The 24924-nt window shown below is 51.3% G+C and carries 28 protein-coding genes; 10 read left to right on the top strand and 18 right to left on the bottom strand.

The genetic code is table 11. The annotated features are described in order from the left end of the window. The first annotated feature begins 197 nt into the window (after positions 1-197). The 5 genes from yqaB to OGY10_RS19695 all read left to right on the top strand — a co-directional run bounded on the left by yqaB (position 198) and on the right by OGY10_RS19695 (position 5204). Positions 198-764, top strand: coding sequence for a fructose-1-phosphate/6-phosphogluconate phosphatase (yqaB, locus tag OGY10_RS19675; protein ID WP_286577252.1), 567 nt, complete (start codon positions 198-200; stop codon positions 762-764). Further along, complete coding sequence (locus OGY10_RS19680) at positions 761-1189, top strand: YqaA family protein (RefSeq protein WP_003825961.1); 429 nt, start codon at positions 761-763, stop codon at positions 1187-1189. The genes yqaB and OGY10_RS19680 overlap by 4 nt, the downstream gene beginning before the upstream one ends. 77 nt (positions 1190-1266) lie before the next feature. Further along, positions 1267-2823 (top strand): glutamate--cysteine ligase, encoded by a 1557-nt coding sequence (gshA, locus tag OGY10_RS19685; protein WP_008785615.1) that lies wholly within the window; start codon positions 1267-1269, stop codon positions 2821-2823. A gap of 149 nt (positions 2824-2972) precedes the next feature. Then, positions 2973-3488: an S-ribosylhomocysteine lyase gene (gene luxS, locus OGY10_RS19690; protein ID WP_003037312.1), complete on the top strand. Its 516-nt coding sequence runs from the start codon at positions 2973-2975 to the stop codon at positions 3486-3488. Between the two features lie 345 nt (positions 3489-3833). Continuing rightward, on the top strand, positions 3834-5204 hold the full coding sequence (locus OGY10_RS19695) for a carbohydrate porin (protein ID WP_103286015.1): 1371 nt from the start codon (positions 3834-3836) through the stop codon (positions 5202-5204). Positions 5205-5252: 48 nt separating this feature from the next. Here OGY10_RS19695 and emrB read toward each other — a convergent pair whose 3' ends face one another. The 14 genes from emrB to OGY10_RS19765 form a co-directional block, all read right to left on the bottom strand. Next, positions 5253-6791 carry a multidrug efflux MFS transporter permease subunit EmrB gene (emrB, locus tag OGY10_RS19700; RefSeq protein ID WP_003825966.1) on the bottom strand — a complete coding sequence of 513 codons (1539 nt, stop codon included), beginning with the start codon at positions 6789-6791 and terminating at the stop codon, positions 5253-5255. Positions 6792-6807: 16 nt separating this feature from the next. After that, the gene (emrA, locus tag OGY10_RS19705; RefSeq protein ID WP_003825968.1) at positions 6808-7980 is read right to left on the bottom strand and encodes a multidrug efflux MFS transporter periplasmic adaptor subunit EmrA; all 1173 of its coding nucleotides are present in this window, start codon (positions 7978-7980) and stop codon (positions 6808-6810) included. 129 nt (positions 7981-8109) lie between these two features. After that, complete coding sequence (emrR, locus tag OGY10_RS19710) at positions 8110-8640, bottom strand: multidrug efflux transporter EmrAB transcriptional repressor EmrR (protein WP_003037300.1); 531 nt, start codon at positions 8638-8640, stop codon at positions 8110-8112. 90 nt (positions 8641-8730) lie between these two features. After that, the gene (ygaH, locus tag OGY10_RS19715) at positions 8731-9066 is read right to left on the bottom strand and encodes an L-valine transporter subunit YgaH (RefSeq protein ID WP_003825969.1); all 336 of its coding nucleotides are present in this window, start codon (positions 9064-9066) and stop codon (positions 8731-8733) included. Next, a complete protein-coding gene (locus OGY10_RS19720) occupies positions 9056-9793 on the bottom strand; it encodes an AzlC family ABC transporter permease (RefSeq protein ID WP_286577255.1) in 738 nt (245 codons plus the stop codon). The genes ygaH and OGY10_RS19720 overlap by 11 nt, the downstream gene beginning before the upstream one ends. A gap of 122 nt (positions 9794-9915) precedes the next feature. Then, positions 9916-11100 carry an MFS transporter gene (locus OGY10_RS19725; RefSeq protein WP_128612135.1) on the bottom strand — a complete coding sequence of 395 codons (1185 nt, stop codon included), beginning with the start codon at positions 11098-11100 and terminating at the stop codon, positions 9916-9918. Between the two features lie 190 nt (positions 11101-11290). After that, positions 11291-12286, bottom strand: a complete 996-nt coding sequence (gene proX, locus OGY10_RS19730) for a glycine betaine/L-proline ABC transporter substrate-binding protein ProX (protein WP_043017315.1) — start codon at positions 12284-12286, stop codon at positions 11291-11293. 189 nt (positions 12287-12475) lie between these two features. Then, positions 12476-13540, bottom strand: coding sequence for a glycine betaine/L-proline ABC transporter permease ProW (gene proW, locus OGY10_RS19735; RefSeq protein WP_008785611.1), 1065 nt, complete (start codon positions 13538-13540; stop codon positions 12476-12478). Then, complete coding sequence (gene proV, locus OGY10_RS19740) at positions 13533-14735, bottom strand: glycine betaine/L-proline ABC transporter ATP-binding protein ProV (protein ID WP_003825980.1); 1203 nt, start codon at positions 14733-14735, stop codon at positions 13533-13535. Before proV ends, proW begins: the two co-directional genes overlap by 8 nt. A gap of 354 nt (positions 14736-15089) precedes the next feature. Continuing rightward, positions 15090-16049 (bottom strand): class 1b ribonucleoside-diphosphate reductase subunit beta, encoded by a 960-nt coding sequence (gene nrdF / locus OGY10_RS19745; protein ID WP_286577257.1) that lies wholly within the window; start codon positions 16047-16049, stop codon positions 15090-15092. A gap of 10 nt (positions 16050-16059) precedes the next feature. Then, positions 16060-18204 (bottom strand): class 1b ribonucleoside-diphosphate reductase subunit alpha, encoded by a 2145-nt coding sequence (gene nrdE, locus OGY10_RS19750; RefSeq protein WP_286577259.1) that lies wholly within the window; start codon positions 18202-18204, stop codon positions 16060-16062. Next, entirely contained in the window at positions 18177-18587 is a 411-nt protein-coding gene (gene nrdI, locus OGY10_RS19755; protein WP_003825987.1) for a class Ib ribonucleoside-diphosphate reductase assembly flavoprotein NrdI, read from the bottom strand. The genes nrdE and nrdI overlap by 28 nt, the downstream gene beginning before the upstream one ends. Next, a complete protein-coding gene (nrdH, locus tag OGY10_RS19760; RefSeq protein ID WP_048236625.1) occupies positions 18584-18829 on the bottom strand; it encodes a glutaredoxin-like protein NrdH in 246 nt (81 codons plus the stop codon). The genes nrdI and nrdH overlap by 4 nt, the downstream gene beginning before the upstream one ends. Positions 18830-19110: 281 nt before the next feature. Beyond that, positions 19111-19542 carry a carboxymuconolactone decarboxylase family protein gene (locus OGY10_RS19765; protein ID WP_003825991.1) on the bottom strand — a complete coding sequence of 144 codons (432 nt, stop codon included), beginning with the start codon at positions 19540-19542 and terminating at the stop codon, positions 19111-19113. 90 nt (positions 19543-19632) lie between these two features. Between OGY10_RS19765 and pdxR the strand changes: the two genes are divergently transcribed. After that, entirely contained in the window at positions 19633-20967 is a 1335-nt protein-coding gene (gene pdxR, locus OGY10_RS19770; RefSeq protein ID WP_286577261.1) for a MocR-like pyridoxine biosynthesis transcription factor PdxR, read from the top strand. Positions 20968-21090: 123 nt separating this feature from the next. Beyond that, positions 21091-21441, top strand: coding sequence for a DUF2002 family protein (locus OGY10_RS19775; protein WP_003037262.1), 351 nt, complete (start codon positions 21091-21093; stop codon positions 21439-21441). A 36-nt stretch (positions 21442-21477) separates the two neighbouring features. Here the strand turns inward: OGY10_RS19775 and alaE are convergent, their stop codons facing one another. Further along, positions 21478-21927 carry an L-alanine exporter AlaE gene (alaE, locus tag OGY10_RS19780; RefSeq protein ID WP_003037259.1) on the bottom strand — a complete coding sequence of 150 codons (450 nt, stop codon included), beginning with the start codon at positions 21925-21927 and terminating at the stop codon, positions 21478-21480. 557 nt (positions 21928-22484) lie between these two features. Here alaE and stpA point away from each other — a divergent pair. Further along, entirely contained in the window at positions 22485-22886 is a 402-nt protein-coding gene (gene stpA, locus OGY10_RS19785) for a DNA-binding protein StpA (RefSeq protein ID WP_103285678.1), read from the top strand. Positions 22887-22922: 36 nt separating this feature from the next. Here the strand turns inward: stpA and OGY10_RS19790 are convergent, their stop codons facing one another. The 3 genes from OGY10_RS19790 to OGY10_RS19800 all read right to left on the bottom strand — a co-directional run bounded on the left by OGY10_RS19790 (position 22923) and on the right by OGY10_RS19800 (position 24029). Then, positions 22923-23102, bottom strand: coding sequence for a GDFGVC terminal motif YodC-like protein (locus OGY10_RS19790; protein WP_003825999.1), 180 nt, complete (start codon positions 23100-23102; stop codon positions 22923-22925). Between the two features lie 90 nt (positions 23103-23192). Further along, positions 23193-23720: a rhodanese family protein gene (locus OGY10_RS19795; RefSeq protein ID WP_286577262.1), complete on the bottom strand. Its 528-nt coding sequence runs from the start codon at positions 23718-23720 to the stop codon at positions 23193-23195. A gap of 9 nt (positions 23721-23729) precedes the next feature. Further along, on the bottom strand, positions 23730-24029 hold the full coding sequence (locus OGY10_RS19800; RefSeq protein WP_003037247.1) for an ArsR/SmtB family transcription factor: 300 nt from the start codon (positions 24027-24029) through the stop codon (positions 23730-23732). A 183-nt stretch (positions 24030-24212) separates the two neighbouring features. Between OGY10_RS19800 and OGY10_RS19805 the strand changes: the two genes are divergently transcribed. Beyond that, positions 24213-24371: a YqaE/Pmp3 family membrane protein gene (locus tag OGY10_RS19805; RefSeq protein WP_003037242.1), complete on the top strand. Its 159-nt coding sequence runs from the start codon at positions 24213-24215 to the stop codon at positions 24369-24371. Between the two features lie 95 nt (positions 24372-24466). After that, positions 24467-24916, top strand: coding sequence for a peptidoglycan-binding protein LysM (lysM, locus tag OGY10_RS19810; RefSeq protein ID WP_003037241.1), 450 nt, complete (start codon positions 24467-24469; stop codon positions 24914-24916). Positions 24917-24924 lie beyond the last annotated feature (8 nt).

Below are 24924 nucleotides of genomic sequence, written 5' to 3' on the forward strand. Positions count from 1 at the left end.
CATCCGTAGCTCAGCTGGATAGAGTACTCGGCTACGAACCGAGCGGTCGGAGGTTCGAATCCTCCCGGATGCACCATCTTGTCCCTCCCTCTAAATCATTTCCACATACTCTCTGAACACCCCTCAATTCGCTGTCAGCGACAAAATCAATCAATTACGATAAAATAACGTCTGGTCACTCGGCTTGTGAGAAGACGATGTACGAACGTTATGCGGGTTTGATTTTTGATATGGATGGTACCATCCTGGATACCGAGCCTACGCATCGTAAGGCGTGGCATGAGGTATTGGGGCATTATGGACTACGGTTTGATGAACATGCCATGGTCGCTCTCAATGGTTCCCCAACGTGGCGTATTGCGCAGTTGGTAATTGAATTGAACCATGCCGATCTTGATCCTCATGCACTGGCACGTGAAAAAACCGACAAGGTGAGAAGCATGCTGCTGGATAGCGTCCAGCCTTTGCCGTTGGTTGATGTCGTGAAAGCCTGGCATGGTCGTCGTCCTATGTCGGTAGGTACGGGTAGTGAAAGCGCAATTGCAGAAGCGCTGCTCGTTCACCTTGGTCTGCGTCGCTATTTTGATGCTGTAGTCGCAGCAGATCACGTACAACACCATAAACCGGCTCCTGATACGTTTTTGCTTTGTGCCGAACGTATGGGGGTTGTTCCGGCTCGTTGCGTCGTGTTTGAAGACGCCGATTTTGGAATACAGGCGGCGCATGCCGCGGGAATGGATGTCGTGGATGTCCGGTTATTGTGAGTGATGGACTGTCGCTCCTGTCACTGTTTGCCAGCAGTTTTCTCAGTGCCACGCTATTACCCGGCAATTCTGAAGTTGTTCTGGTTGCTTTGTTGGTTTCCGGGGTCAGTCATCCCTGGGTCTTAGTCTTAACAGCAACAATGGGTAATAGCCTTGGAGGGTTAACTAACGTTATCCTTGGGCGTTTCTTTCCATTGCGTAAAACATCGCGCTGGCAAGAAAAAGCCACAGGCTGGTTGCGGCGCTATGGCGCTGTCACACTATTATTAAGCTGGATGCCGGTTGTGGGGGATTTGCTGTGCCTGTTAGCCGGGTGGATGCGCATCTCGTGGGGCCCAGTTCTCTTTTTCTTATGCCTTGGCAAGGCGCTGCGCTATGTTGTTGTCGCAGCGGTTACGACACAAGGCATTATGTGGTGGCACTAATTGTGTTGTGGGATAGCCTTCAGGGTAACCAATACCATTATGCTAATTAAAACGATTTTGACAGGCGGGAGGTCAATTTGATCCCGGACGTATCACAGGCGCTGGCCTGGCTGGAAAACCATCCTCAGGCGTTAAAGGGGATTCAACGTGGTCTGGAGCGCGAAACGCTGCGTGTTAATGCAGATGGGTCATTAGCAACGACAGGCCATCCTGAGGTGTTAGGCTCAGCGCTAACGCATAAGTGGATAACCACTGACTTTGCCGAAGCATTGCTGGAGTTCATTACTCCACCCGGTGATGACATTGAGAAAATGCTCACGTTCATGCGCGACTTACATCGTTATACCGCCAGAAATCTTGGCGACGAGCGTATGTGGCCGTTGAGCATGCCTTGCTATATTGCCGAAGGTCAGGATATCGAACTGGCGCAGTATGGTTCGTCGAATACCGGTCGCCTGAAGACGCTGTACCGTGAAGGCCTCAAAAACCGCTATGGCGCGTTGATGCAGACAATCTCGGGCGTACACTACAACTTCTCGCTGCCTATGGCTTTCTGGCAGGCGAAATGCGGTGTAACCGAAGGTGAGGATGCTAAAGAGAAGATCTCCGCGGGCTACTTCCGTCTGATCCGCAACTACTACCGTTTTGGTTGGGTGATTCCGTATTTGTTTGGTGCCTCCCCGGCCATTTGTTCCTCATTCCTGCAAGGAAAACCAACAACTCTGCCGTTTGAAAAAACCGACTGTGGGATGTATTACCTGCCGTACGCAACGTCGCTGCGTCTGAGTGATTTGGGCTATACCAATAAGTCGCAAAGCAATCTCGGAATTACGTTTAACGATTTGCATGAGTATGTGGCAGGATTAAAGCGCGCGATTAAGACGCCTTCCGAGGAGTACGCGGCGATCGGTCTGGAGAAAGACGGTAAGCGTCTGCAAATTAACAGCAACGTTCTGCAGATTGAAAATGAGCTGTATGCGCCTATTCGCCCGAAACGCGTCACTCGTCGTGGAGAAACGCCATCAGATGCGCTTCTGCGTGGCGGTATCGAGTACATCGAAGTACGCTCGCTGGATATCAACCCGTTCTCGCCTATCGGCGTGGACGAGCAGCAGGTGCGCTTCCTCGATCTGTTTATGGTCTGGTGTGCGCTGGCTGATGCCCCGGAAATGAGCAGCGATGAATTGCTGTGTACGCGTAAAAATTGGAATCGCGTGATTCTCGAAGGGCGTAAGCCTGGGCTGACGTTAGGTATTGGCTGTGAAACAGCCCAGTTCCCGCTGCCGAAGGTTGGGAAAGATTTGTTCCGCGATCTGAAACGCGTGGCACAAACGCTGGACAGCATCGATGGGGGAGAGGAGTATCAGAAGGTCTGTGATGAACTTGTTGCCTGTTTTGACAATCCTGAACTGACTTTCTCTGCCCGGATCCTACGGTCTATGATTGATGAAGGCATTGGCGGCACGGGCAAAGCGTTGGGTGAGGCTTACCGAAATCTGCTGCGTGAAGAGCCGTTAGAAATAGTGCAGGAAGCTGAATTTATTGCTGAAACCGAGGCTTCAAAGCGTCGTCAGCAGGAGATCGAAGCGGCTGATACTGAGCCGTTTAGCGTGTGGCTGGAAAAGCACGCTTGATACAAAAGAAAAAGGCCACTCGGGAGTGGCCAAAATTTCATCTCTGAAAACAGGGATGATGATAACAAATGCGCGTCTTTCATATACTCAGACTCGCCCCGGAACAAAGAGTTCAGATTATTTTTAAAAAATTTATCGGAGGTGGCTAAATGCCGTTGTTAGATAGTTTTACTGTCGATCACACCCGGATGGAAGCTCCCGCGGTCCGGGTTGCAAAAACGATGAACACCCCGCATGGCGACGCAATCACCGTGTTTGATCTGCGTTTCTGCATTCCGAACAAAGAAGTGATGCCTGAGAAAGGTATCCATACGCTGGAACACCTGTTTGCAGGTTTTATGCGTAACCACCTTAACGGTAACGGCGTTGAGATTATCGATATCTCTCCGATGGGATGCCGTACCGGCTTCTACATGAGCCTGATTGGTACGCCGGACGAACAGCGCGTAGCCGACGCGTGGAAAGCGGCAATGGCGGACGTGCTGAAAGTACAGGATCAGAACCAGATCCCGGAGCTGAACGTTTACCAGTGCGGTACGTATCAGATGCACTCTCTTAGCGAAGCACAGGATATCGCGCGTCATATTCTGGAGCGTGATGTACGCGTGAACAGCAATGAAGAGCTGGCGCTACCAAAAGAGAAACTGCAGGAACTGCATATTTAGTCTTATTGATTAGCTGTTCCAGTATTTAAATTAACCCTGGTTTATGTCCGGGGTTTTTTATTGCTTAATATAATGTGTGTTTATTATATTTGCAGCGAGAATATATTTTAATTTAAATGATGCCTGACCTGTTAAATAATAAAATGTGATCTGGCAAGCAGAAAGCGGTGGATAATTAACGATGCCAGAGTGTATTGATCACATAAACTAAAAAACATAAATAATTAATAGAAAAACATAATGGAATGCGCCAGATATCCGGGTAATAACAAGACTCTTTTAATAGCCGGTAGATAGGGTTTTTATCAAATCTTATCTGGTATACATTAAACTTTAGGGATGAAAATGAAGGCTAAATATTTGGCGCTGATGATCGGTGCTTGCTTTTCTCATAACCTTTGGGCAGCAAATAATATCACTATTGAGCAGCGTCTGGCTGAACTGGAGCAACGTGTTGTTAATGCCGAAAAACGGGCATCCGATGCTGAGGCGCAAATTCGCTCTCTGAAGCAGCAGCAGGTCGCCGCTACGCCGACGGTGAATGTCCAGTCTGCCGAGCCGATTGCAGCAGGTGAAACTCCGCCTAAGCTGACATTATCCGGCTTCAGCGATATTAAGTTCTATGGCGATGTCGAATTTAATATGGATGCGGCAAGCCGTTCCGGTAGCCTGACATCGATGAGAACATCAGCGAATAAAGATTGGGCACCAGGAACCAATGAACGCTGGGATATTAACGGACGCCTGTTGCTGGGCTTTGATGGCTACCAGCGGCGGGACAACGGTAATTTTGCAGGGTTCTCGGTACAGCCTCTGGCGGACCTGACCGGAAAAATGAACCTCGATGATGCCGTTTTCTTCTTTGGTCGTGAGAATGACTGGAAAATTAAGGTTGGTCGTTTTGAAGCCTACGATATGTTCCCGCTGAATCAGGATACGTTTGTTGAATATTCGGGGAATACAGCGAACGATCTCTACAGTGACGGTTACGGCTATATCTATATGATGAAAGAAGGACGAGGACGTAGCGACAGCGGGGGTAACTTCCTGCTGAGCAAAACCATCGACAACTGGTATTTCGAAGTTAACACATTGCTGGAAAATGGCAGTACGTTATATACCGAGAAGCAGTACCACGGAATGGATTTAACCAACGATAAAAACGTGGCTTACGTCCGTCCGGTTATCGCCTGGCAAAATGGGCGTTTTTCAACGGCGATAGCGATGGAAAGTAACGTCGTTAACAACGCCTACGGTTATTACCAAAATGGGACGTGGATCGATCAGTCAGATCGTACGGGCTATGGTTTTACCATGACCTGGAATGGTCAAAAAACGGACCCGGAAGATGGCGCAGTGATTAACCTGAATACCGCCTATATGGATGCGACCGATGAGACAGATTTTACCGCTGGGGTGAATGCGTTGTGGCATCGATTTGAACTGGGTTATATCTATGCGCATAACAAAATCGAAGCCTTCAATGCTACCAATATCGATGCCGTTTGTGAGGACGATTGCTGGATCACCGATCCCGGCAATTATGACATTCACACTATTCATGCCTCATATTTATTCCCCAATGTGATGGATATGAAAAACTTTAACATCTACCTCGGTGCCTATGCTTCATGGGTAGAGGCCAATCCGAATAATGGTGATAACAGCGAAGATGCGCGTTACGGCGGGCGTCTGAGATTCAAATATTACTTCTGATTGTAGGTCTAATAAAAAAGGGATCCGCAGATCCCTTTTATCAGATAGTTAGTGTGCACCGCCGCCGCCGCCGCCCGCACCGAAGGGCGGTTTGGCGAACCACACCAGGCCAAGAAGGACCAGGAAGATCCCCGCCGACATCCAGAAGATTTCGTTAGCGGAAATAATCAGCCCCTGATTGGTGATCTGCTGAGCTATCCAACCTGAAGCCTGCTGGTGCGTCATCCCTAAATCCTGCAGCTTATCGTACATAGCCTGTGCATTTGGGTTGTAGGGGTTAACAGATTCCGTTAGCTGAGCATGGTGCAGCGACTCGCGGTTTGTCCACATTGTCGTCGTAATCGATGTGCCAATGGAACCTGCCAGCGTTCGCGTAAAGTTCGACAAGCTGGACGCCGCCGCCAGACGCTCTGGTGGTAAGCCGGACAGCGTAATGGTGGTTAGCGGCATAAAGAAGCAGGCTACCGCGAACCCCTGAATAAACTGCGGCCAGGCCGATGCGCCAAAGTCCATACCTGGCTCGAACGTCCACGCACGCCAGTAGAAACAGACTGCGTACATAATAAAACTGAACGTTACCAGCCGACGCATATCCAGCTTGTGCGCGAAGCGGCCGATAATCGGAGACAGGATCACCGGAATCACCCCAACCGGCGCTGACGCCAGACCAGCCCAGGTTGCTGTATAGCCGTATACCTCCTGCAACAGCTGCGGCAGCAGGACGATTGCGCCGAAGTAAAGCATATAGGCCAGGCTGATACACAGGCAGCCGATGGTAAAGTTGCGCGACTTAAACAGCGAGAGATCGACAATGGGGTGCTCGTCGGTAAGCTCCCAGACGATCAGGAAGCTGATAGCAACCACGGCAACCACAGTCAGGATGATAATCTCCTGCGAGGCGAACCAGTCCAGCTCTTTGCCGCGGTCGAGCATAATCTGCAAACTGCCGATACCGATGACCAGCAGTGCCAGACCAATGGCGTCAATGCGCCGCTGCTCGGTTTTGGTTTCCCGACCGCGCAGGGTTTGCAGTGTCATCAATACCACCACAGCCCCGATTGGTACGTTGATAAAAAATATCCAGCCCCAGTGATAGTTGTCGCTGATATAGCCCCCAAGAATAGGACCACATATCGGGGCAACAATCACCGTCATCGACCATAGCGCGAGGGCGATGGAACGCTTGGCGGGTGGATAGTTATTCAGCAACAGGCTCTGTGACAGCGGAATTAATGGACCGGCGACAATACCCTGGATTACGCGGAAGAAAATCAGCATGTTCAGGCTGGTGGACATCCCGCATGCCCATGACGCAATGACGAAGGCGATAGTTGACCACATAAAGAGTCTTACTTCGCCAAAGCGTTTTGCCAGCCAGCCGGTGATCGGAATAGAGATAGCGTTCGCCACCCCGAATGAGGTGATCACCCAGGTCCCCTGGCTCAGTGAAGAGCCGAGGTTCCCGGCGATAGTGGGGATCGCCACGTTAGCAATGGTGGAGTCCAGCACCTGCATGAATGTCGCCAGGGACAGCGCGATCGTCATAATGACGAGCTGCGCGCCTTCCAGCGGTTTTTGCTGTTGCATCACACGCACCTTTGAATTAACCCGCGTTGGCCCGCACGATCTCTTCGATCATCTTATTGACCGGAGCAAGGTTGATTTCACGTGCATTACTTTCTGATACCGGCGTGGTGCGAACCTGGCTTGCCAGAATTTGTCCGTCACGATTTGAGGTGTCTACCGTAACCAGCGTAGACAAACCAATACGTAATGGATGCTGTGCCAGTTGCTGCGCATCCAGTTCGATACGTACCGGCAGACGCTGGACGACTTTGATCCAGTTGCCGGTTGCGTTTTGCGCTGGCAGCAGGGAGAAGGCGCTGCCCGTACCCATATCGAGACCGACAACTTTACCGGTATATTTTACGTCATCGCCGTAAATATCGCTGATAACGGTCGCCGGTTGGCCGATACGCATGTGCGCGAGCTGTGTTTCTTTGAAGTTGGCATCTACCCACAGGTTAGTGGCCGGAACAACCGCCATCAGCGGCGTGGTTGGGCTAATTTGCGCACCAGGCTGTACGGCGCGACGGGATACATAACCGGTCATTGGGCTGACAATTCTGGTACGTTCCAGCGCCAGCCAGGCATTGCGCACTTCGGTGGCAGCCTGTTGCACAGCGGGCTGATCTTCCAGCTTGCTACCCAGAATCATCGCCTGGTTAGCATTATATTGTTGGATCGCGACATCAAGCTGGGCCTGAGCGCTGGCGACGGCATCACGAGCGTGTTGCAGCTCTTCGCGGCCAATCAGGTTGGCATTACCCAGCGGAACTCGGCGATTAAAGTCGCTTTGTGCCTGCGCCAGTGCGGTTTTCTGCACTTCAATACTTGCCTGTAACTGCTTGCTGTTGATCATCAACTGGTGCGTCTGACGCACGCTGGAAGCCAGCGCAGTTTTGGCTTTTTCAAATGCCTGCTTTGCGTCTGTCTGGTCGAGGGTGACCAGCACATCGCCTTGTTTTACAAAGTCAGTGTTATCAGCCCAGACTTTCGTCACGCTGCCTGATACCTGAGCCATGATTTGAACCTGGTTCCCTGCCACGTACGCATCGTCTGTCTCTTCGACATGACGAAGTACTAAAAACCAATAAATCCCATATGCCACGGCAATGATAATAAAGAGCAAGGTCAGAAGGAGCAGCATACTTTTACGTTTGCCATTCTTCTTGACCGGTTGCTGCGGGGTTTGAGTCTCCGCATTTGCGCTCATGTTGTTCTCCACGATCTTATTTTTTTCACATCGGCTGAGCCGACCTGTTTATCAGACAGGCCAGCAGTATGCGTGCTGGCCTGTCGGTTTTTTCATTTATAAATCTGGATTTCTGAGCGAGTCAGCGCGTTAGCGCAACGCTTCTAACACCGCGCCATCCTGCTCCATCTGATCAAGACGGGTCAGAAGTTTACGGGTAATTTGCTCAAGCTGATCTTTTTCGGTGGTGCTAAGAGACGACCAGAGCTGATGCAGGCAGTTATGCTGAGGCGGTAACACCTCTTGCAAAAATGCATGGCCTTTCTCGGTCAATTGCAGATGCAGACAGCGGCGATCATTATCGCTTTCACGACGTTCGATCCAGCCACGTTTTTCTAACTCATCCGCAATGCGGGTAGCGTTAGTGCGTGACGAGCCAAGCGCGCAACTCAGTTCAGAAGGCTGAATACTGTGGTTTTCCTGAGACTCCAGCGTAATCAACGCCATAAACAATGTCTCGTTAATCCCTTGAGCTTTCAGCATCTTATTGCGGTTTTCCAGCAACTTACCCTGCATGTGCATACAGAGGCGAGTCAGAAGCACTTCCTGATAAGGGAACTCTTCGTAGCGGCTGGCGCGAAATTTTAGCATTTGTTCAATGGGCGTAAACGAACTATCCATTTGGGTATAACCTCATTAATTTCAGCCGATATAGTAACGACAGTGACAAATAAAGTAAATGTATTATTTCTTTAAAATGATTGTTTTTATCTATAAGCCAACAAGCATTTTCCAGGCTAATCCATAGCCCAGAGCACTCAGTAACGTTGGAATGATGATGCTGCGGGTCTTATAGAAGCTTGCGCCCAGTATGACAAACCCCACCAGCGTAGGCACGAACCGACGAGCGTCGTGCATAACTTCTGGTGCGGTAGACACCACCAGCAGGGCGCAAATAGATGCAATGCCAATAGTGTCGAGTAGTATGCCCGTTGCGCCGCGCTTCGTCGGGCGAACATTGCCTACCCCAAGACGGAGTGGCAAATAGCGAAAACAGTAATTAACGCAGCCGACCAACAGGCCAAGTAGCAGAACCTCATAGCTCATCAGGACCTCCCTGCCAAAATGACTGGATGAGCGCCGTCAGGCATCCGCAGACAATACCTGCAAGGATAGCGGCAGGTATGGAAAACAGCATGACGCCAGCCAGCGCCCCGGCCAGGGAGGCAGTCACGCAGAGCGCTTGTTTACGTTGGAATGACGCGAGCAGGAAGCTCATAAACAGCGCCGGGAGCATGAATCCCAGTGCCGCTTCAACCGCCGGGTAATCCTTGAGTAAACCACTGCCGGAAAACGCGCCGATCACCGTACCAAACACCCAGGAGGCCCAGGAGCACAGTGCGATGCCGATCATCCAGTTTTCACTCCAGCGCCGATTATCCCGGACCAGTTTTGCCGTTGCGGCGGCAAAGACTTCATCGGTAAGGCCAAAAGCCCACAGTGCACTTTTGGGTTTACTCAGTCGCAGGGCTATTCGACTGCGCAGGGAAGGGCCGTACAAAACATGACGGACATCCATGGCCATGACGGTAAGGGCGGCGACCCACAGCGAACTGCCCGCAGCGAGCATGGTGGTAATGACAAACTGGCTGGCTCCCGCATAGATAATGCAGGAGAAAAAGACGCTTTCAACCGGCGTAAAGCCAAGGCGAGTGGCATTGAGACCAAATGCAAAAGCGACCGGAATATAGCTGATGACTATTGGCAGGCTGTCTTTGAATCCTTCCGTTAACGTTGCCGAACAGGATTCAGACTGGGGTACAGGGCTTTCCATAGGGTTATAGGTTTCATTACCGAAATTAATATAACTTGGTTCAATGAGTTATAACCTTAGCAGACTGATGGGCTCCTTAACACCCTGTGGAGCCCAATCAGCGGTAAACATGCGCTATACGCTTAATTTACGGCTTCCTGACGGTGAAAACCTCGCCACCAGACCACCAGGTTGAGTACGGCAACGGTCGTACCCGCCAGACAAACGCCAGCCCACCCGGCATGCTGCCAGGCAGAGGCTGAAATTAGCGAACCTGCCGCTCCGCCAATAAAATAGCTGGTCATGTATCCGGCGGTCAGGCGATTACGCGCATCCGGATGAATGCGATAGATAACCGTCTGGTTGGTGATGTGTACTCCCTGAACGGTAAGGTCCAACACCAGAATACCGATAATCAGCATGGGGACTGAAGCGTGCCCAAACCAAATAGCAAGCCAGGAGAGCAGCAGTAATAGCAGCCCCATGGTTGTGGTCAGGTGGGATTTACCTTTATCGGCAAAACCGCCCGCCGGACGTGCGCCTAACGCCCCTGCGGCACCCGCCAGACCGAACAGACCAATCATTCCTTCCGAATAGTTAAACGGCGGCGCGGCGAGCAAAAACGCCATCGAGGTCCACAGGATACTGAAATTGGCAAAAGTCAGGCAGCCCAGCATCGCGCGGGTACGCAGCAATTTATCGTGAATAAACAGGCTGAATACCGAGCCTAACAGCTGAGGATAGTTAAGATGAGTATCGGATTTCATCTTCGGCAGGCCGCGCCACAGCGCAACCGCCATCAGCGCCATTAATACTGATGCGACCCAAAATACGGTGCGCCAGCCGCCAAGATTCGCCAGTAATCCCGCCACGGTGCGCGCCAGCAGAATACCCAGCAGCAGGCCGCTCATAATCGTGCCGACAACCTTCCCGCGCTTGTCCGGTGTGGCAAGCGTTGCCGCCAGCGGAACCAAAATCTGTGCCACTACCGAGAACAGTCCGGTCAGAGCGGTGCCGAGAATCAGCATACCCAGCGACTGGCTGCTGGCGGTGATCAGCATGCCGCCAGCAGCGAGCAACGTCATGGAGACAATCAGCATCCGACGTTCAAACATATCGCCGAGCGGCACTAAGAATAGCAGGCCGGCAGCGTAGCCGAGTTGGGCCGCGGTGACGATAAACCCTGCGGTACTGGCAGATAGCGAAAAGTTGCGCGCGATGGTGTCGAGCAGCGGCTGCGCATAATAGTTACTGGCGACGGCGAGGCCGGTGGCAATAGACATTAACAGGATCAGCGAAGGGCTAAGTCCCTGAGTAGTTTTCGTCATTGTTTTCAACTGAGTAATGGGTTGCAGAAAACAATCATAACGGAAGTGATTAAATGTTGCTGATTTGTTGAGTGATGGATTGTGCGATTGGGGGAGGGAGGATAGGCCGGATTAGGCGCATCGCGCCACCATCCGGCATTTATGCGGTTACTGGCCTGATGGCGCTACACTCATCAGGCCTGCGAGTGGGTTATTTCTGCGCGGCCAGCGCTTCGTTCACCCAGCCGTCAAACTGCTGCTGGTGGGCTTTGATCCAGCCGTCAACGTGACCCTGTACGTCGGCTTCAGACGCTTTCCCGTCGTGCATCATTGCGTTCTGCGCGTTGATATCCGCCAGCGGCAGCTTCATGATGGCAAACAGTTTCGCCGCAGCCGGGTTTTTCTCCGCCCAGGCTTTATTGGCGACAATATGCATAGTGTTCACCGGGAAGCCGTAGTTGGCGCCGTTTGGCAGTTTGGTATCAATATCTTTCTGCTCACCTGGCAGGGAAGAGAACGGCACCTGCAGCCAGACCACATCTTTACCAGGTTTCATTACGTCGCTCACCCAGTACGGTGTCCAGGTGTAGTAAAGAATGGGTTTACCTTCTTTGAAGCGGGTAATGGTGTCGGCCATCATCGCCGCATAGTTACCGTGGCTGACCTCGACGGTTTTTTCCAGATCGAAAGCTTTGTTCTGGTGGTTGATTACTGCTTCACAGCCCCAGCCCGGTGAACAGCCCATCATATCGGCTTTTCCGTCACCGTTGGTGTCAAAGATTTTGGCGATCTTCGGATCTTTTAACTGGGCGATATTGGTGATTTTATACTGCTCAGCGGTTTTCTTGTCGATCAGATAACCCTGTGCGGCACCCGTAACGAATACCCCCTCGCGATAAAACTTTTTGTCTCCGCCCGCAGCGGCGTACATATCATCATGAAGCGGCTGCCAGTTCACGGCGGTAAAAGTTGCATCGCCAGAGGCAATGGAGGTATAGCCGACGTTGTAGTCAACTTCGCTGGTTTTGTTAACGGTGTAACCCAGTTTCTCCAGCGCACGGGCGACTAACTGCGTCTGGAAGGATTCTTCAGAGATAGTGCTCTGGATTGGCTGTACGGTGATGCCTTTGCCCGGCAGGTCGGCAGCGAAAGTGCTGGTGGAGACAAGGGTGGCAAACGCTGTGGCAATAATTATTTTCTGTCGCATCGTTGTTCCTTATTGCACTTCATCCTTCAAGCTGCCTCTTTGTTGGCTGCGCTCATGCACCCCAGTCACGTACTACTTGTACGCTCCTGGGGATACATTCGTTTACCGCCGCGATGCAACTTGAATGATTTTGTGCAAGTTAATGAATTGTAGGCCCGGTAAGCACAGCGCTACCGGGCAACGGGTGAATTACTTCGTGAAAGGGCGAGTGATAAGCCCAATGGGACCGGTGGTGTACCAGCGACGGTTGCCACGACTACGCGAGTCGCGACCGACGGCCTGCGTCAGGCGGTCGAGAATGATAGCGAGGATCACAATCCCAACCCCGCCGACGGTGGCAAGCCCCATATCCAGACGACCGATTCCGCGCAGAACCATCTGGCCCAGTCCGCCGACGGCAATCATCGATGCGATGACGACCATTGAGAGCGCCAGCATCAGCGTCTGGTTAACCCCAGCCATAATGGTGGGCATTGCCAGCGGGAGCTGCACTTTAAACAGCATCTGACGCGGGCTGGCGCCAAACGAGCGCGAGGCTTCAATCAGATCGGCTGGCACCTGGTTAATCCCCAGAATAGTCAGACGCACGATTGGCGGCAGGGCGAAGATAATCGTCACCACTACGCCCGGGACGTTACCAATACCGAACAGCATGACAATCGGCACCAGATAGACAAACGCGGGTGTGGTTTGCATGGCGTCCAGCAGCGGGCGAACAATTTTTGCTGCCCGTGGACTGCGCGCCAACCAGATCCCCATCGGCAGACCGATCACCACGCAGAACAGCAGCGCGGTCAACACCAGCGCCAGGGTTATCATGGCCTGCGACCACGCGCCGATGGCACCGATGGCAATTAAGGAAATCAGCGTAGCAACGCCCATCCCCACGCCGGAAATCTGCCAGGCAATCAGCGCGAACAGGATAATCGCCACGGGCGCTGGCATACCCAACAGCAGCTGTTGAAAGCCGTTGAGAATGTAATCCACCGGGACACGAATGCCCTGGAAGACCGGACGGAAATGGGTAACGACCCAGTCGATCCCCTCTGTGACCCAACTGTCAAGCGGGATCAGCGTTTTATGGAACGGATCCATAATATTGAAATGCTCTGGTGCCGGCGCGGGTGCGCTGGTCAGCCAGTCCGCGCCACCACCGTCAGTGGGTGCGCCTGATGGCGTACTCCAGGCATCAGCATTTTGTGCGGCACTGTCGGCCGCTGGTGTGGTGTCCCACGGATTAGTTTGATCAGCCATTGTTTACCCCCTCACGATCTAAAGCCTGTAACAGCATGCGTTTTGAAATGACGCCCACATACTGCTGTTCCTCATCTACAACCGGCACCGCGCACGGGGCCTGACCGACATGAGAAAGCAACTCGCTGAGAGGGGTTTGTGCATCTACGGCTAACGGCTCATCGATCAATGCCGCTTCAATACCTTGCGCCTGACTTAACGCTGTTTTTAATGAGTCGATAGAGACAACGCCAACGAATTTATTGCCGCGTTCGATCACGTAACCATATTCGCGATCTTTGTCCTGCAATAATTGCAGCGCAGAACGTGGACCCACCCCGGGGTTTTTACGAATCAAACCTTCGGGACTACGGCGTGAAATATCTTTCGCGCTAAAGACCTGGCTAATATCGACGCCACGGAAGAAGGTGCGTACATAATCATTGGCCGGATTATTCAGGATTTCATCTGGCGTGCCGACCTGGACCACTTCACCGTTTTGCATAATGGCAATTCTGTCGCCAATGCGCATGGCTTCGTCGAGGTCATGCGATATAAAGACCACGGTACGTTGATGCTTCGCCTGTAGTTTTACCAGTTCATCCTGCATCTCAGTACGAATTAATGGATCGAGGGCTGAGAAGGCCTCATCCATTAATAAGATGTCAGGGTTAATGGCTAATGCGCGGGCGAGGCCTACACGCTGGCGCATCCCCCCGGAAAGTTCATCTGGGTAGCCGTGAGCATAATTCTCCAGACCAACCTGACGTAGCGCATCTAACGCTTTTTCACGACGTTCATCCGCGCCGACACCGGCTAATTCCATGCCGAATGCCGTATTGTCGAGAACCGTCATGTGCGGCATCAGGGCAAAGGACTGGAACACCATCGCAATCTTTTTTCTGCGCACCTCGCGAAGCTCAGCATCGGATATCCGGGCGATGTCTACGCCGTCAATCAATACCTGCCCGCGGGTGGGTTCAATCAGGCGATTGAGAAGGCGTACCATTGTGGATTTACCCGAACCGGATAATCCCATGATGACAAATATCTCGCCTTCTTCAATGGCCAGACTGGCGTTCTTAACGCCAAGCGATAGCCCCGTTTTATCCAGAATCTGCTCTTTTGAAAGTCCTTTTTCAATATATTTGAAGGCTCTCTGGGGATGCTCTCCAAATATCTTATAGAGATTTTTAACTTCTAATTTAATTGCCATGCAATAGAATGATTCCTGTTATTTGTTTATATCGATATATTACCTGATGGAAATAGTGACCTTTTTCTACCCTAACATACTGAGAATCTGAGACAACCCTGAATTTGGTTGTGGCATGAATATTGCCAAAGGCCAAGTGGCGGGACTTCCCGTGATATAAGGGCTGAGCGCGAATGTGAACGGGTTAATATTTTTTGTAAATGGCAATGAAAAATCGCCTGAATTGCTGGAATGCAGGCGAATAATGCGGCTGATATTGAGTGTAGATCACACAATTATATTTGCACGACAAAAGTGTGATCCTGTTAAAATATTTCCGCGAAAAATGTACGGTATTTTCCGTGAAAATGAGCGCTAGAAATTCCAGTCGTCATCTTCTGTTTCGACCGCTTTTCCCATCACATAGGATGAGCCGGAACCCGAGAAGAAATCGTGGTTTTCATCAGCGTTGGGCGACAGCGCGGCAAGGATTGCCGGGTTAACCTCCGCCATTTCAGGCGGAAATAGCGCCTCATATCCCAAATTCATTAATGCCTTATTGGCGTTGTAACAAAGGAAGGCTTTGACGTCATCCACCCAGCCGGTTTCTGCATACAACTCTTCCGTATAACGCGCTTCGTTATCATACAATTCCACCAGCAGGTCAAAGGCAAAATTCTTTAACTCCTCGCGTGCGGATTCGGAAATATGCTCCAGACCTTTTTGATATTTATAACCAATGTAATATCCATGAACCGCTTCATCACGAATGATCAGACGAATGAGATCGGCGGTATTGGTCAATTTGCCGCGGCTGGAAAAATACATTGGCAACCAGAAGCCAGAATAGAACAGGAAGGATTCCAGAAACACGCTGGCTATTTTTTTCTTCAGCGGTTCGTCGCTGGCGTAATGTGTCAAAACGATCTGCGCTTTGCGCTGGAGTGGGGTATTTTCTTCACTCCAGGCGTAGGCAGCATCCACGTCTTTGGTCTGGCAAAGGGTAGAGAATATAGAGCTGTATGAACGGGCGTGCACCGCCTCCATAAAGCTGATATTCGACAGCACCGCCTCTTCATGCGGCGTTAACGAATCAGCCATTAACGCTGGTGCTCCGGCAACATTCTGAATGGTGTCGAGCAGCGTCAGCCCGGTAAAAACTCGGATTGTTAACTGCTGTTCGGCGGCGTTCAACGTTTGCCAGGCCGGAATGTCATTGGAGAGCGGGACCTTTTCCGGGAGCCAGAAGTTACTGGTCAGGCGGTTCCATACCTCAAGATCTTTATCATCCTCAATCTTGTTCCAGTTGATGGCGCTCACGCGGGATAATGTCATTTTCTCCTCCTTACAGCGCGCATGACACGCAGCCTTCGATTTCGGTGCCTTCCAGCGCCAGCTGGCGTAGTCGGATGTAGTACAGGGATTTGATACCCTTACGCCAGGCGTAAATTTGCGCTTTATTGATATCGCGCGTGGTGGCGGTATCGGGGAAAAAGAGCGTCAGTGAAAGCCCCTGATCGACATGGCGCGTTGCTTCTGCGTAGGTATCAATGATTTTTTGTGGGCCGATCTCATAGGCATCCTGATACAAGGCCAAATTCTCATTGGTCATAAACGGGGCAGGGTAGTAAACGCGCCCGGTTTTGCCCTCTTTGCGAATCTCCACTTTCGACACGATCGGGTGAATGCTTGACGTGGCATGATTGATGTAAGAGATAGAACCGGTGGGTGGAACCGCCTGTAAATTCTGGTTATAAATGCCGTAGCGCATCACATCTTCACGCAGCTGTGACCACATCTCGCGCGTCGGCAGCGTAATGCCGCTGGCGGCAAACAGCGTGCGAACCTTGGCGGTTTTTGGTTGCCAGTCGCCCTGCAGATACTGGTTAAAATACTCGCCGCTGGCGTAGCGCGACTGTTTGAATCCGGCAAAGGTTTGACCGCGCTCGCGGGCGATCTTCATTGACGTATTCAGCGCATGCCAGGTGATGGTATAGAAATAGAGATTGGTAAAATCCAGCCCTTCCGGCGAACCGTAGGCGATCCCTTCCCGCGCCAGATACCCGTGCAGATTCATCTGCCCAAGACCAATCGCGTGCGACGCGCTGTTTCCGGCCTCAATCGAGGGCACGCTGCGGATATGGCTCATGTCCGAAACGGCGGTTAAGCCACGAATCGCCGTTTCCACGGTACGACCAAAGTCGGGTGAATCCATGGTATGGGCAATGTTCAACGAGCCGAGATTGCAGGAAATATCGTGCCCGGTCTGCGCGTAATTGAGATTTTCATCGTAGGTGGAGGCACTGTTAACCTGCAAAATCTCCGAGCACAGGTTGCTCATATTGATCCGACCGGCAATCGGATTGGCGCGATTCACCGTATCTTCAAACATGATGTAAGGATAGCCAGACTCAAACTGGATCTCGGCCAGCCGCTGGAAGAAATCGCGGGCGTTAATGAATTTTTTGCGCACACGTTCGTCGGCAACCAGTTCGTCATACCGCTCACTCACGGCGATATCACCGAAAGGTTTGCCGTAAATCCGTTCCACGTCATACGGTGAGAACAGCGCCATTCGGGCATTTTCTTTCGCCAGTTGAAAGGTAACATCCGGGATCACCACGCCAAGCGAGAGCGTTTTGATGCGGATTTTCTCGTCGGCGTTTTCGCGCTTGGTATCGAGAAAACGTAAAATATCCGGATGGTGTGCGTGCAGATACACTGCCCCCGCACCCTGACGTGCCCCGAGTTGATTCGCATAAGAAAACGCATCTTCCAGCATTTTCATTACTGGGATCACCCCAGATGACTGGTTCTCAATGCGCTTTATGGGCGCTCCTGCCTCGCGCAGGTTGGAGAGCAAAAATGCCACGCCACCGCCGCGTTTGGAGAGCTGAAGTGCGGAGTTGACCGCCCGACCAATAGACTCCATGTTGTCTTCAATACGCAACAGGAAGCAGGAGACCAGCTCACCGCGTTGCTGTTTGCCGCAGTTTAAAAAGGTTGGTGTGGCGGGCTGAAAGCGCCCGGAGAGCATTTCATCGGTCAGCTGCATCGCGAGCGTTTCATCGCCCTGCGCCAGCGTGAGCGCCACCATCGTGACCCGATCCTCAAAGTCTTCGAGATAGCGCTTACCGTCGAACGTTTTCAGCGTATAGCTGGTGTAGAACTTCCATGCGCCGAGGAACGTCTGGAAACGGAATCCGCTGGCGTGGGCGTGATCGAATAGCTTCAGCACGAATGCGCGATCGTAGCGGGCTAACACGCTGGCATCGTAATAGCCTTCATCCACCAACGTTTCCAGGCGCTCCTGCTGGCTGGCAAACGCCACCGAGTTTGGGCGGACGTGGGCGGCAAAGAAGGCCTCCACGGCCTGATGGTCTTTGTCGAACTGAATGCGCCCGGCTTTATCGTACAGATTCAGCATGGCGTTCAGGGCGTGATAATCCAGCGTTGGCTGCATTACACGTTCTGCGGTTGTCGTTGCCAAAATTCGCTCACTCCTTTTCGAACGTTGTCGATATCGCTTTGGGTGCCCATCAGCTCAAAGCGATAGAGCCACGGCACGCCGCATTTTTGTGAGATGACATCACCCGCGCGACCGTAGGCGTCACCGAAATTACGATTGCCGGAGGCGATCACCCCACGGATTAACGCCCGGTTGTGCGTATCGTTTAAAAAGCGGATCACCTGTCTTGGGACCGCGCCAGCAGTGCCGCCGCCGCCGTAGGACGGCACGATTAATATGTAAGGTTCGTCTACCCGTATCCGCTCGCGTTCGTTAAGCGGAATGCGGATGGCTGGCAGCCCCAGACGCTGCATAAAGCGGTGCGTATTTTCGGAGCTGCTGGAGAAGTAAACGAGCTGACTCATGCGCTGGCCACACGGTGTTCCGGATGCAGACGGTTGATCATGTCCGGGCGAAATCCTGACCAACTGGTTTCACCCGCGACCACGACCGGTAGCTGGCGAAACCCTTGATCGCGCAGGCTATCAGCCAAATCGGGCTGTAAATCGACGTTTACCATCTCAAAGTCAAAACCACGGCTTTCCATTGCCCGTTTGGTGGCGTGGCACTGAACACAGTTATTGCGAGTGTAAATAATAATACGCATGATTCGTATTTCCATTTAAAAATAAAGGATCGGCGCGATAAAGGGCGTCGGGTTGTGTGTGTCCTGATAGGAGAGATACTAGATGTAGTTTTAAAAAGATTCAACCATACAAGATATGGGAATTTTAGATTGATGATGAGCGGGGTGATGAGCGTGGCGGGGGAAGGCTAACGGGTGGTTATAAATTGCCCGATGGCGCTAAGCTTATCGGGCCTACGGGCAACAGGAGAGCACAACGTAGGCCGGATAAGGCATTTATGCCGCCATCCGGCAGCGCAAAATCACATGCGCATCCCCACCGCCAGGCGGTTGAAGCAGTTCATCAGGCTAATGGCAAATGTCAGGTCGCTAATTTCTTTCGCGCTGAAATGGTCTAGCAGCGGCAGATAAACGTCATCTTCGGCGTGAGTAGTGGCAATCTGGGTGACCGATTCGGCCCACGCCAGCGCCGCACGTTCCTGCTCGCTGAAGTGGTGACTCACCCGCCAGCCTGCCAGTGCGTCCAGTTTGGCCTGCGCAACACCGGATTTGCGCAGTGCTTTACTGTGCATTTCCAGACAAAAGGCGCAGCCGTTGATTTGCGAGACCCGCAGGTAAATCAGTTCCGTCAACGTAGGTTCCAGCGCGCAGTTTTCCAGCGCTTGGCTTGCCTGAACCAGAGCGTTATAGATTTCGGGACTGAGTTCGTAATAGGGCTGGCGTAACATTGTCATGGTATTTCTCCTCGTTTGGATGACCCGCAATGTAGCACTATAATGGACTGCAACAGAGAGCCATATTGTTACCAAAAAAGCAGACCATAAATGCCACGTTATCAGCAAATCGCCCGTCAGTTAAAAAACGCAATTGAGAAAGGCGAACTCAAGCCCGGTACCAGATTGCCCTCCAGCCGGACCTGGGCCCAGGAGCTGGGAGTATCACGCTCGACGGTGGAAAATGCCTATGCAGAGCTGGTGGCGCAAGGCTGGCTCGCGCGGCGTGGACAGGCAGGAACGTTTGTCAGTGAGCAACTGCGACCAGAAAGGGTGCCTGCATCGCCTGCCATCTTCGCCGGAGAAAATCCCAGACCGCAACCTTTTCAGATGGGATTACCCGCACTCGATCTTTTTCCGCGTGAAGTCTGGGCACGGGTGATGGGACGGCGTTTACGCACCCAAACGCGTTTTGATCTGGCGGTGGGTGATGTATGTGGCGAACGGGTGTTACGCCAGGCAATTGTTGATTATCTGCGCGTTTCACGCAGCATTGAATGCCAGCCAGAGCAGATTTTTATCACTTCAGGCTATGCGGCATCAATGACGTTAATCCTGCGCGCTCTGGCGCATCCCGGTGAGGGAATGTGGGTCGAAGATCCCGGTTTTCCGCTGATCCGGCCCGTGGTGGCTCAGGAACGCATTGAGTTGATGCCGGTAGTGGTGGATGCCGATGGTCTGGATGTCAGCGCCGGGATCCGCGACTACCCGCAGGCGCGTTTTGTACTGCTCACTCCCGCTCATCAAAGCCCTCTGGGGGTAGCACTGTCTTTGGACCGTCGCCACCAGTTGCTGGAGTGGGCGACTCGTGCGCAGGCGTGGGTAATCGAAGATGACTATGACAGTGAATTTCGTTACCACGGTAAGCCGTTGCCGCCGCTAAAAAGTCTGGATGCGCCTCAGCGGGTGATTTATGCCGGAACGTTCAGCAAATCGATGTTTCCGGCTTTGCGTACGGCATGGCTGGTGGTGCCTCTGACCCAGGTTGAACGCTTTCGCCAACAAGCGGCGCTAACGGCCTGTAGCGTCCCGGTTCTATGGCAGCAAACGCTGGCGGATTTCATGCGAGACGGCCACTTCTGGCGACACTTAAAACGTATGCGACAGCATTATGCCGAACGACGACAATGGATGGAAAACGCCCTGACCGAACAAGGGTTTAGCGTCATTCCTCAGGAAGGTGGGATTCAACTGGTGGTGAGTGTAGACGGAGATGATATTGCGCTGGTGCGCAAAGCGAATCAGGCCGGGTTAGCGGTTCAGGCGCTAAGCCGCTGGCGAATAACGTCAGAAGGAAAGGGGGGAATATTGCTGTCATTTACCAATATCAGCTCGGCGGAAATGGCGCAACAGGCGGCCTACCAACTGCGGTTGGCGCTGACATAAATCTGTACGGTTCTTAAGATATTCGTCTCATCGTGTTCACTCGTTTATGGACTTTTCTGAAAGCGTTGCTAATGCTGAATCAGGTAAGGTAAGCCCGCAGTAAAAGATAACGAGGAAAATAATATGTATTTACGACCTGATGAGGTGGCGCGCGTACTTGAAAAAGTGGGCTTTACCGTTGATGTAGTGACGCAGAAAACGTACGGCTATCGGCGTGGCGAAAATTATGTGTATGTTAATCGTGAAGCTCGCATGGGACGTACCGCATTAATTATCCATCCCACGTTGAAAGAACGTAGCTCTTCGCTGGCGGAACCGGCAACGGATATTAAAACTTGCGATCATTACCAGCAATTCCCGCTGTATTTAGCCGGAGAGACTCATGAGCATTATGGTATTCCGCACGGCTTTAGCTCGCGTATTGCGCTTGAACGTTATCTGAGCGGGCTGTTTGGCGACGTTAATTCTAACTAATAACGCGACTGGCAGTGCCAGTCGCGAAGAAGCGTGTCAGGCTTTAGCCTGATGATAGCTGCTGACCTTAAACAAGCGGCGGCAATAATCAAGAAAGTAGCCATAGACAGCGCCCATCAGCATTGACACCACGATGTTCGAACTTACTGCAGCCGTAATCTGATGCCAGTCTGCGCCAACCGTCAGCAGAATAATCACATACACCGGCGACTGGAAGGTGACATAAGCCAGCACATCCGCCAGATTTTTTGCCCATCCTGCCTGCGTGGCTTTACGGGCCGCGCGCATGAACAAATCACGATACATGCCGTATGGCCACGCGATCAGTATGTTGACAGGGATAGCGACTAATCTGGAATACAGCGACTGTTCGAAGCTCATTCCAGAAAGGAATATTTCGATCAACATGTTCACGACAGAACAATAAACAACCATCGCGAACGTGTCTGCTACTGCATGACGCAAGCGTGACTGCGGAGAGAACATGTTAATGCTCCTTGTAAAAAGGGGAAAAAAGGTTTTGAATACCTTAACTGCTAGTGATTTGTCTTGCTGCTTTCGCGCTTTAATAGGATATCTGCCTGGATAATAACTAGCAACTAGCTGAAAATTTTTATTTATTATCTTTTTGTCGATAAAATGCTCTGTAATGGTTTGTTTTTTGTTCGTTTTGGTGTTTTCGTTGCTGTGTTAATTAAAGTCTTTTTAGATCAAAGAGTTATTGTTGCTTGTTTTTCTGAATTTTTTGCGCTCCTTTTCTGAATGTTGACTGATGTGCAATATGTATACTCGTTGGTTCCACGAGATGCCGTGGCTTGTTTCTTAAGTGACGCGCTGAGATACCTTGCAGGTATATTCAAAGCTGCAATCAGGGTAATAGAATATATTGTCTGGGCGATAGCAGAATGGATGCTATAAATATCAGAGTTGGCTATTTGTTTAATGATAAACGAATAAATTAGACTGGAAATATAATAATTGGTTGCATACAATATTTAGCGTAATACCGTTTTTATGTTTTACGTTAAAGAGGTTTTGTTAATATGAGTTCAATGTTAAAAAACTTAAATAATATCCGCTCGCTGCGTGCAATGGCTCGTGAATTTTCCGTTGATGTACTGGAAGATATGCTTGAAAAATTCAGGGTAGTGACCAAAGAACGGCGCGATGAAGAAGAACAGCTACAGCGCCAACGTGCAGAACAGCAGGCAAAAATTAATGCCTTGCTGGCGCAGATGCAGGCAGACGGGATCAGCCCGGAGGAGCTGCTGAGCATAACACCTGCGACGGCACGTTCAGTTACAAAACGCCAACCGCGCCCGGCGAAATATCGTTTTATCGATCTCAATGGTGAAACGAAAACATGGACCGGACAAGGTCGCACACCGAAGCCAATTGCCCAGGCGCTGGCTGCCGGTAAATCTCTTGATGACTTTTTGATCTAATTGCGAAGGCGGTGAGGAGATCCTCACCGCTTATTTTCAGCAAACGCCGAAATCACCCTCTTCGGTATATCGCGTGACATCAGCTGCTTTCAGCGTGAATTTATCACCGCTTTCATTACTGGCTTGTACCGCCACAATTTGATCGTCATTGACTTCAACAACCTTCAGTTTTGGACCGCCCATACGCGGTTGAACCAGATCGCCAGGTTTAAACATATTGTTGCGCTCCTTTATTTATCATTTATCGCAGAACTCACCATAGATCACGTCAACCGGCGGGTACAGTGCTGTTTCAATGATTACCGCTTAATGAGTACGTCGGTTCCAGGGCATGATGTCCAGTAATCGCGCCATACCGCAAAAGCCGGTTACGCCAGCGAGTATCAGCCCGGCGCCCACAAAACCGCTCAGCAGGAAGAAGGCGCTGCTAACGCTATAGCCCAGAATAACGCCGAGTAGGGCAAGGCTGCCTGCGGCTATCTGCACCTGACGCATCAGCGGTAACGGTTGTGAACTGTCTTTCGCCACCGGCAAACCTGCGGCTTTCCAGCCGTCAATTCCACCTTCCAGCAACCAGACCTGCGCGGGTGCGGCGATGACGCTCAGTTTTGTTGCCGCATTTTGTGTACGTTTGCCTGACTGGCAGTGAAAAATCACCTGCTCGGCGCGTAAATTCGCTGGCAGCGATCCTTGCTCAAGCGTGGGTAACGGCGCCAGATGAGCCTCAGGAATATGCTCGTGCAGATACTCGTCAGCATCGCGGATATCAATCAGTTTTGCACCCTGCGCGACCAGTGTCTGCGCCTCGTGTGGGGAAATCGTCCCAATAGTCATGATGGCTCCTTATGGGCAATACAGTGTTTTTAATGTGGCGATCAGCGAATTCACGGCCGCATTTTTAATGGAGTAGAGGATGCGCTGGGCATCGCGCTGGCTTTCTATCAGACCTTCTTCACGCATACGCGCCAGATGCTGGGATGTGGCGGAAGGACTAAGGCCGGTAACACGGGCTAACTCACCCGCGCTGGTACCGGGTGAACCACAGAGCATGCACAAAATCAGCAACCGTTTCGGGTTACTCATCGCTTTTAGCAGGGCGGCAGCCTGTTCAGCGCTGGCCTGGAGTTGTTCAAGTTCAGTCATATGTATTTAAGCATTATCTAAATTAAGCGTATTCTAAAATAAGTAACCAACGTACGCCAGCGTAAAGAGCGTAAAGGAGGGTAAAACAGCCGCGGAATACTGGCAGAGTTGGGTAGAATGGCTACTCTTAGAGATAAAATCTCTTTTTAAACAATGATTAATTTTTGCTTGTAGGGAGTGTGTATGGGTTTCTGGAGAATCGTTTTTACTATTATTCTGCCCCCGCTTGGCGTGCTGCTGGGGAAGGGATTCGGCTGGGCATTTATCCTCAATATCGTTCTGACGCTGCTGGGCTACATTCCTGGTTTGATCCATGCCTTCTGGATACAGACGCGTAATTAATTCCTTTCTACTACGGCGCTTCGGCGCCGTTTTCTTTGTGTCCCTTTCTCCTCTGCTACACTTTTGGGTGTTGATTGTTAATTACCGAGGTGGATATGGGACTCTTCAATTTCGTAAAAGACGCAGGTGAAAAACTGTGGGATGCGGTCACTGGAAACCATGACACAGCCGATCTGGCAAAAAAAGTGCAGGAACACCTGAACAAAACCGGCATCCCTGATGCGGATAAAGTGGACGTGCAAATTAACGAAGGCAAAGCCACGGTTTCTGGTGATGGATTAAGTCAGGAAGCAAAAGAAAAAATTCTGATCGCGATTGGTAATATCTCTGGTATCGCCAGCGTAGATGATCAGGTTAAAACCTCTGCACCCGCGAGCGAAAGCCAGTTTTATACCGTGAAATCTGGGGATACCCTGAGCGCTATTGCCAAACAGGTTTACGGTAATGCCAACCTATATAACCAGATATTTGAAGCGAATAAACCAATGCTAAAAAGCCCGGATAAAATCTATCCTGGGCAGGTTTTACGTATTCCGGAACAGTAATGTTATTC

This window comes from Citrobacter sp. Cpo148, from assembly GCF_030332375.1.
Taxonomy (GTDB): domain Bacteria; phylum Pseudomonadota; class Gammaproteobacteria; order Enterobacterales; family Enterobacteriaceae; genus Citrobacter; species Citrobacter portucalensis.

Excerpts from the sequence above, each read along its gene's own strand:
- OGY10_RS19725 (WP_128612135.1), bottom strand. The coding sequence starts at position 11,100 with ATGACGAAAACTACTCAGGGACTTAGCCCTTCGCTGATCCTGTTAATG.
- emrA (WP_003825968.1), bottom strand. The coding sequence starts at position 7,980 with ATGAGCGCAAATGCGGAGACTCAAACCCCGCAGCAACCGGTCAAGAAG.
- OGY10_RS19720 (WP_286577255.1), bottom strand. The coding sequence starts at position 9,793 with ATGGAAAGCCCTGTACCCCAGTCTGAATCCTGTTCGGCAACGTTAACG.
- emrB (WP_003825966.1), bottom strand. The coding sequence starts at position 6,791 with ATGCAACAGCAAAAACCGCTGGAAGGCGCGCAGCTCGTCATTATGACG.
- OGY10_RS19805 (WP_003037242.1), top strand. The coding sequence starts at position 24,213 with ATGGGTTTCTGGAGAATCGTTTTTACTATTATTCTGCCCCCGCTTGGC.
- proX (WP_043017315.1), bottom strand. The coding sequence starts at position 12,286 with ATGCGACAGAAAATAATTATTGCCACAGCGTTTGCCACCCTTGTCTCC.
- OGY10_RS19775 (WP_003037262.1), top strand. The coding sequence starts at position 21,091 with ATGTATTTACGACCTGATGAGGTGGCGCGCGTACTTGAAAAAGTGGGC.
- nrdI (WP_003825987.1), bottom strand. The coding sequence starts at position 18,587 with ATGAGTCAGCTCGTTTACTTCTCCAGCAGCTCCGAAAATACGCACCGC.
- lysM (WP_003037241.1), top strand. The coding sequence starts at position 24,467 with ATGGGACTCTTCAATTTCGTAAAAGACGCAGGTGAAAAACTGTGGGAT.
- pdxR (WP_286577261.1), top strand. The coding sequence starts at position 19,633 with ATGCCACGTTATCAGCAAATCGCCCGTCAGTTAAAAAACGCAATTGAG.
- stpA (WP_103285678.1), top strand. The coding sequence starts at position 22,485 with ATGAGTTCAATGTTAAAAAACTTAAATAATATCCGCTCGCTGCGTGCA.
- luxS (WP_003037312.1), top strand. The coding sequence starts at position 2,973 with ATGCCGTTGTTAGATAGTTTTACTGTCGATCACACCCGGATGGAAGCT.
- OGY10_RS19800 (WP_003037247.1), bottom strand. The coding sequence starts at position 24,029 with ATGACTGAACTTGAACAACTCCAGGCCAGCGCTGAACAGGCTGCCGCC.
- nrdF (WP_286577257.1), bottom strand. The coding sequence starts at position 16,049 with ATGACATTATCCCGCGTGAGCGCCATCAACTGGAACAAGATTGAGGAT.
- proV (WP_003825980.1), bottom strand. The coding sequence starts at position 14,735 with ATGGCAATTAAATTAGAAGTTAAAAATCTCTATAAGATATTTGGAGAG.
- emrR (WP_003037300.1), bottom strand. The coding sequence starts at position 8,640 with ATGGATAGTTCGTTTACGCCCATTGAACAAATGCTAAAATTTCGCGCC.
- yqaB (WP_286577252.1), top strand. The coding sequence starts at position 198 with ATGTACGAACGTTATGCGGGTTTGATTTTTGATATGGATGGTACCATC.
- nrdH (WP_048236625.1), bottom strand. The coding sequence starts at position 18,829 with ATGCGTATTATTATTTACACTCGCAATAACTGTGTTCAGTGCCACGCC.
- ygaH (WP_003825969.1), bottom strand. The coding sequence starts at position 9,066 with ATGAGCTATGAGGTTCTGCTACTTGGCCTGTTGGTCGGCTGCGTTAAT.
- OGY10_RS19790 (WP_003825999.1), bottom strand. The coding sequence starts at position 23,102 with ATGTTTAAACCTGGCGATCTGGTTCAACCGCGTATGGGCGGTCCAAAA.
- proW (WP_008785611.1), bottom strand. The coding sequence starts at position 13,540 with ATGGCTGATCAAACTAATCCGTGGGACACCACACCAGCGGCCGACAGT.
- OGY10_RS19695 (WP_103286015.1), top strand. The coding sequence starts at position 3,834 with ATGAAGGCTAAATATTTGGCGCTGATGATCGGTGCTTGCTTTTCTCAT.
- OGY10_RS19765 (WP_003825991.1), bottom strand. The coding sequence starts at position 19,542 with ATGACAATGTTACGCCAGCCCTATTACGAACTCAGTCCCGAAATCTAT.
- OGY10_RS19795 (WP_286577262.1), bottom strand. The coding sequence starts at position 23,720 with ATGACTATTGGGACGATTTCCCCACACGAGGCGCAGACACTGGTCGCG.
- alaE (WP_003037259.1), bottom strand. The coding sequence starts at position 21,927 with ATGTTCTCTCCGCAGTCACGCTTGCGTCATGCAGTAGCAGACACGTTC.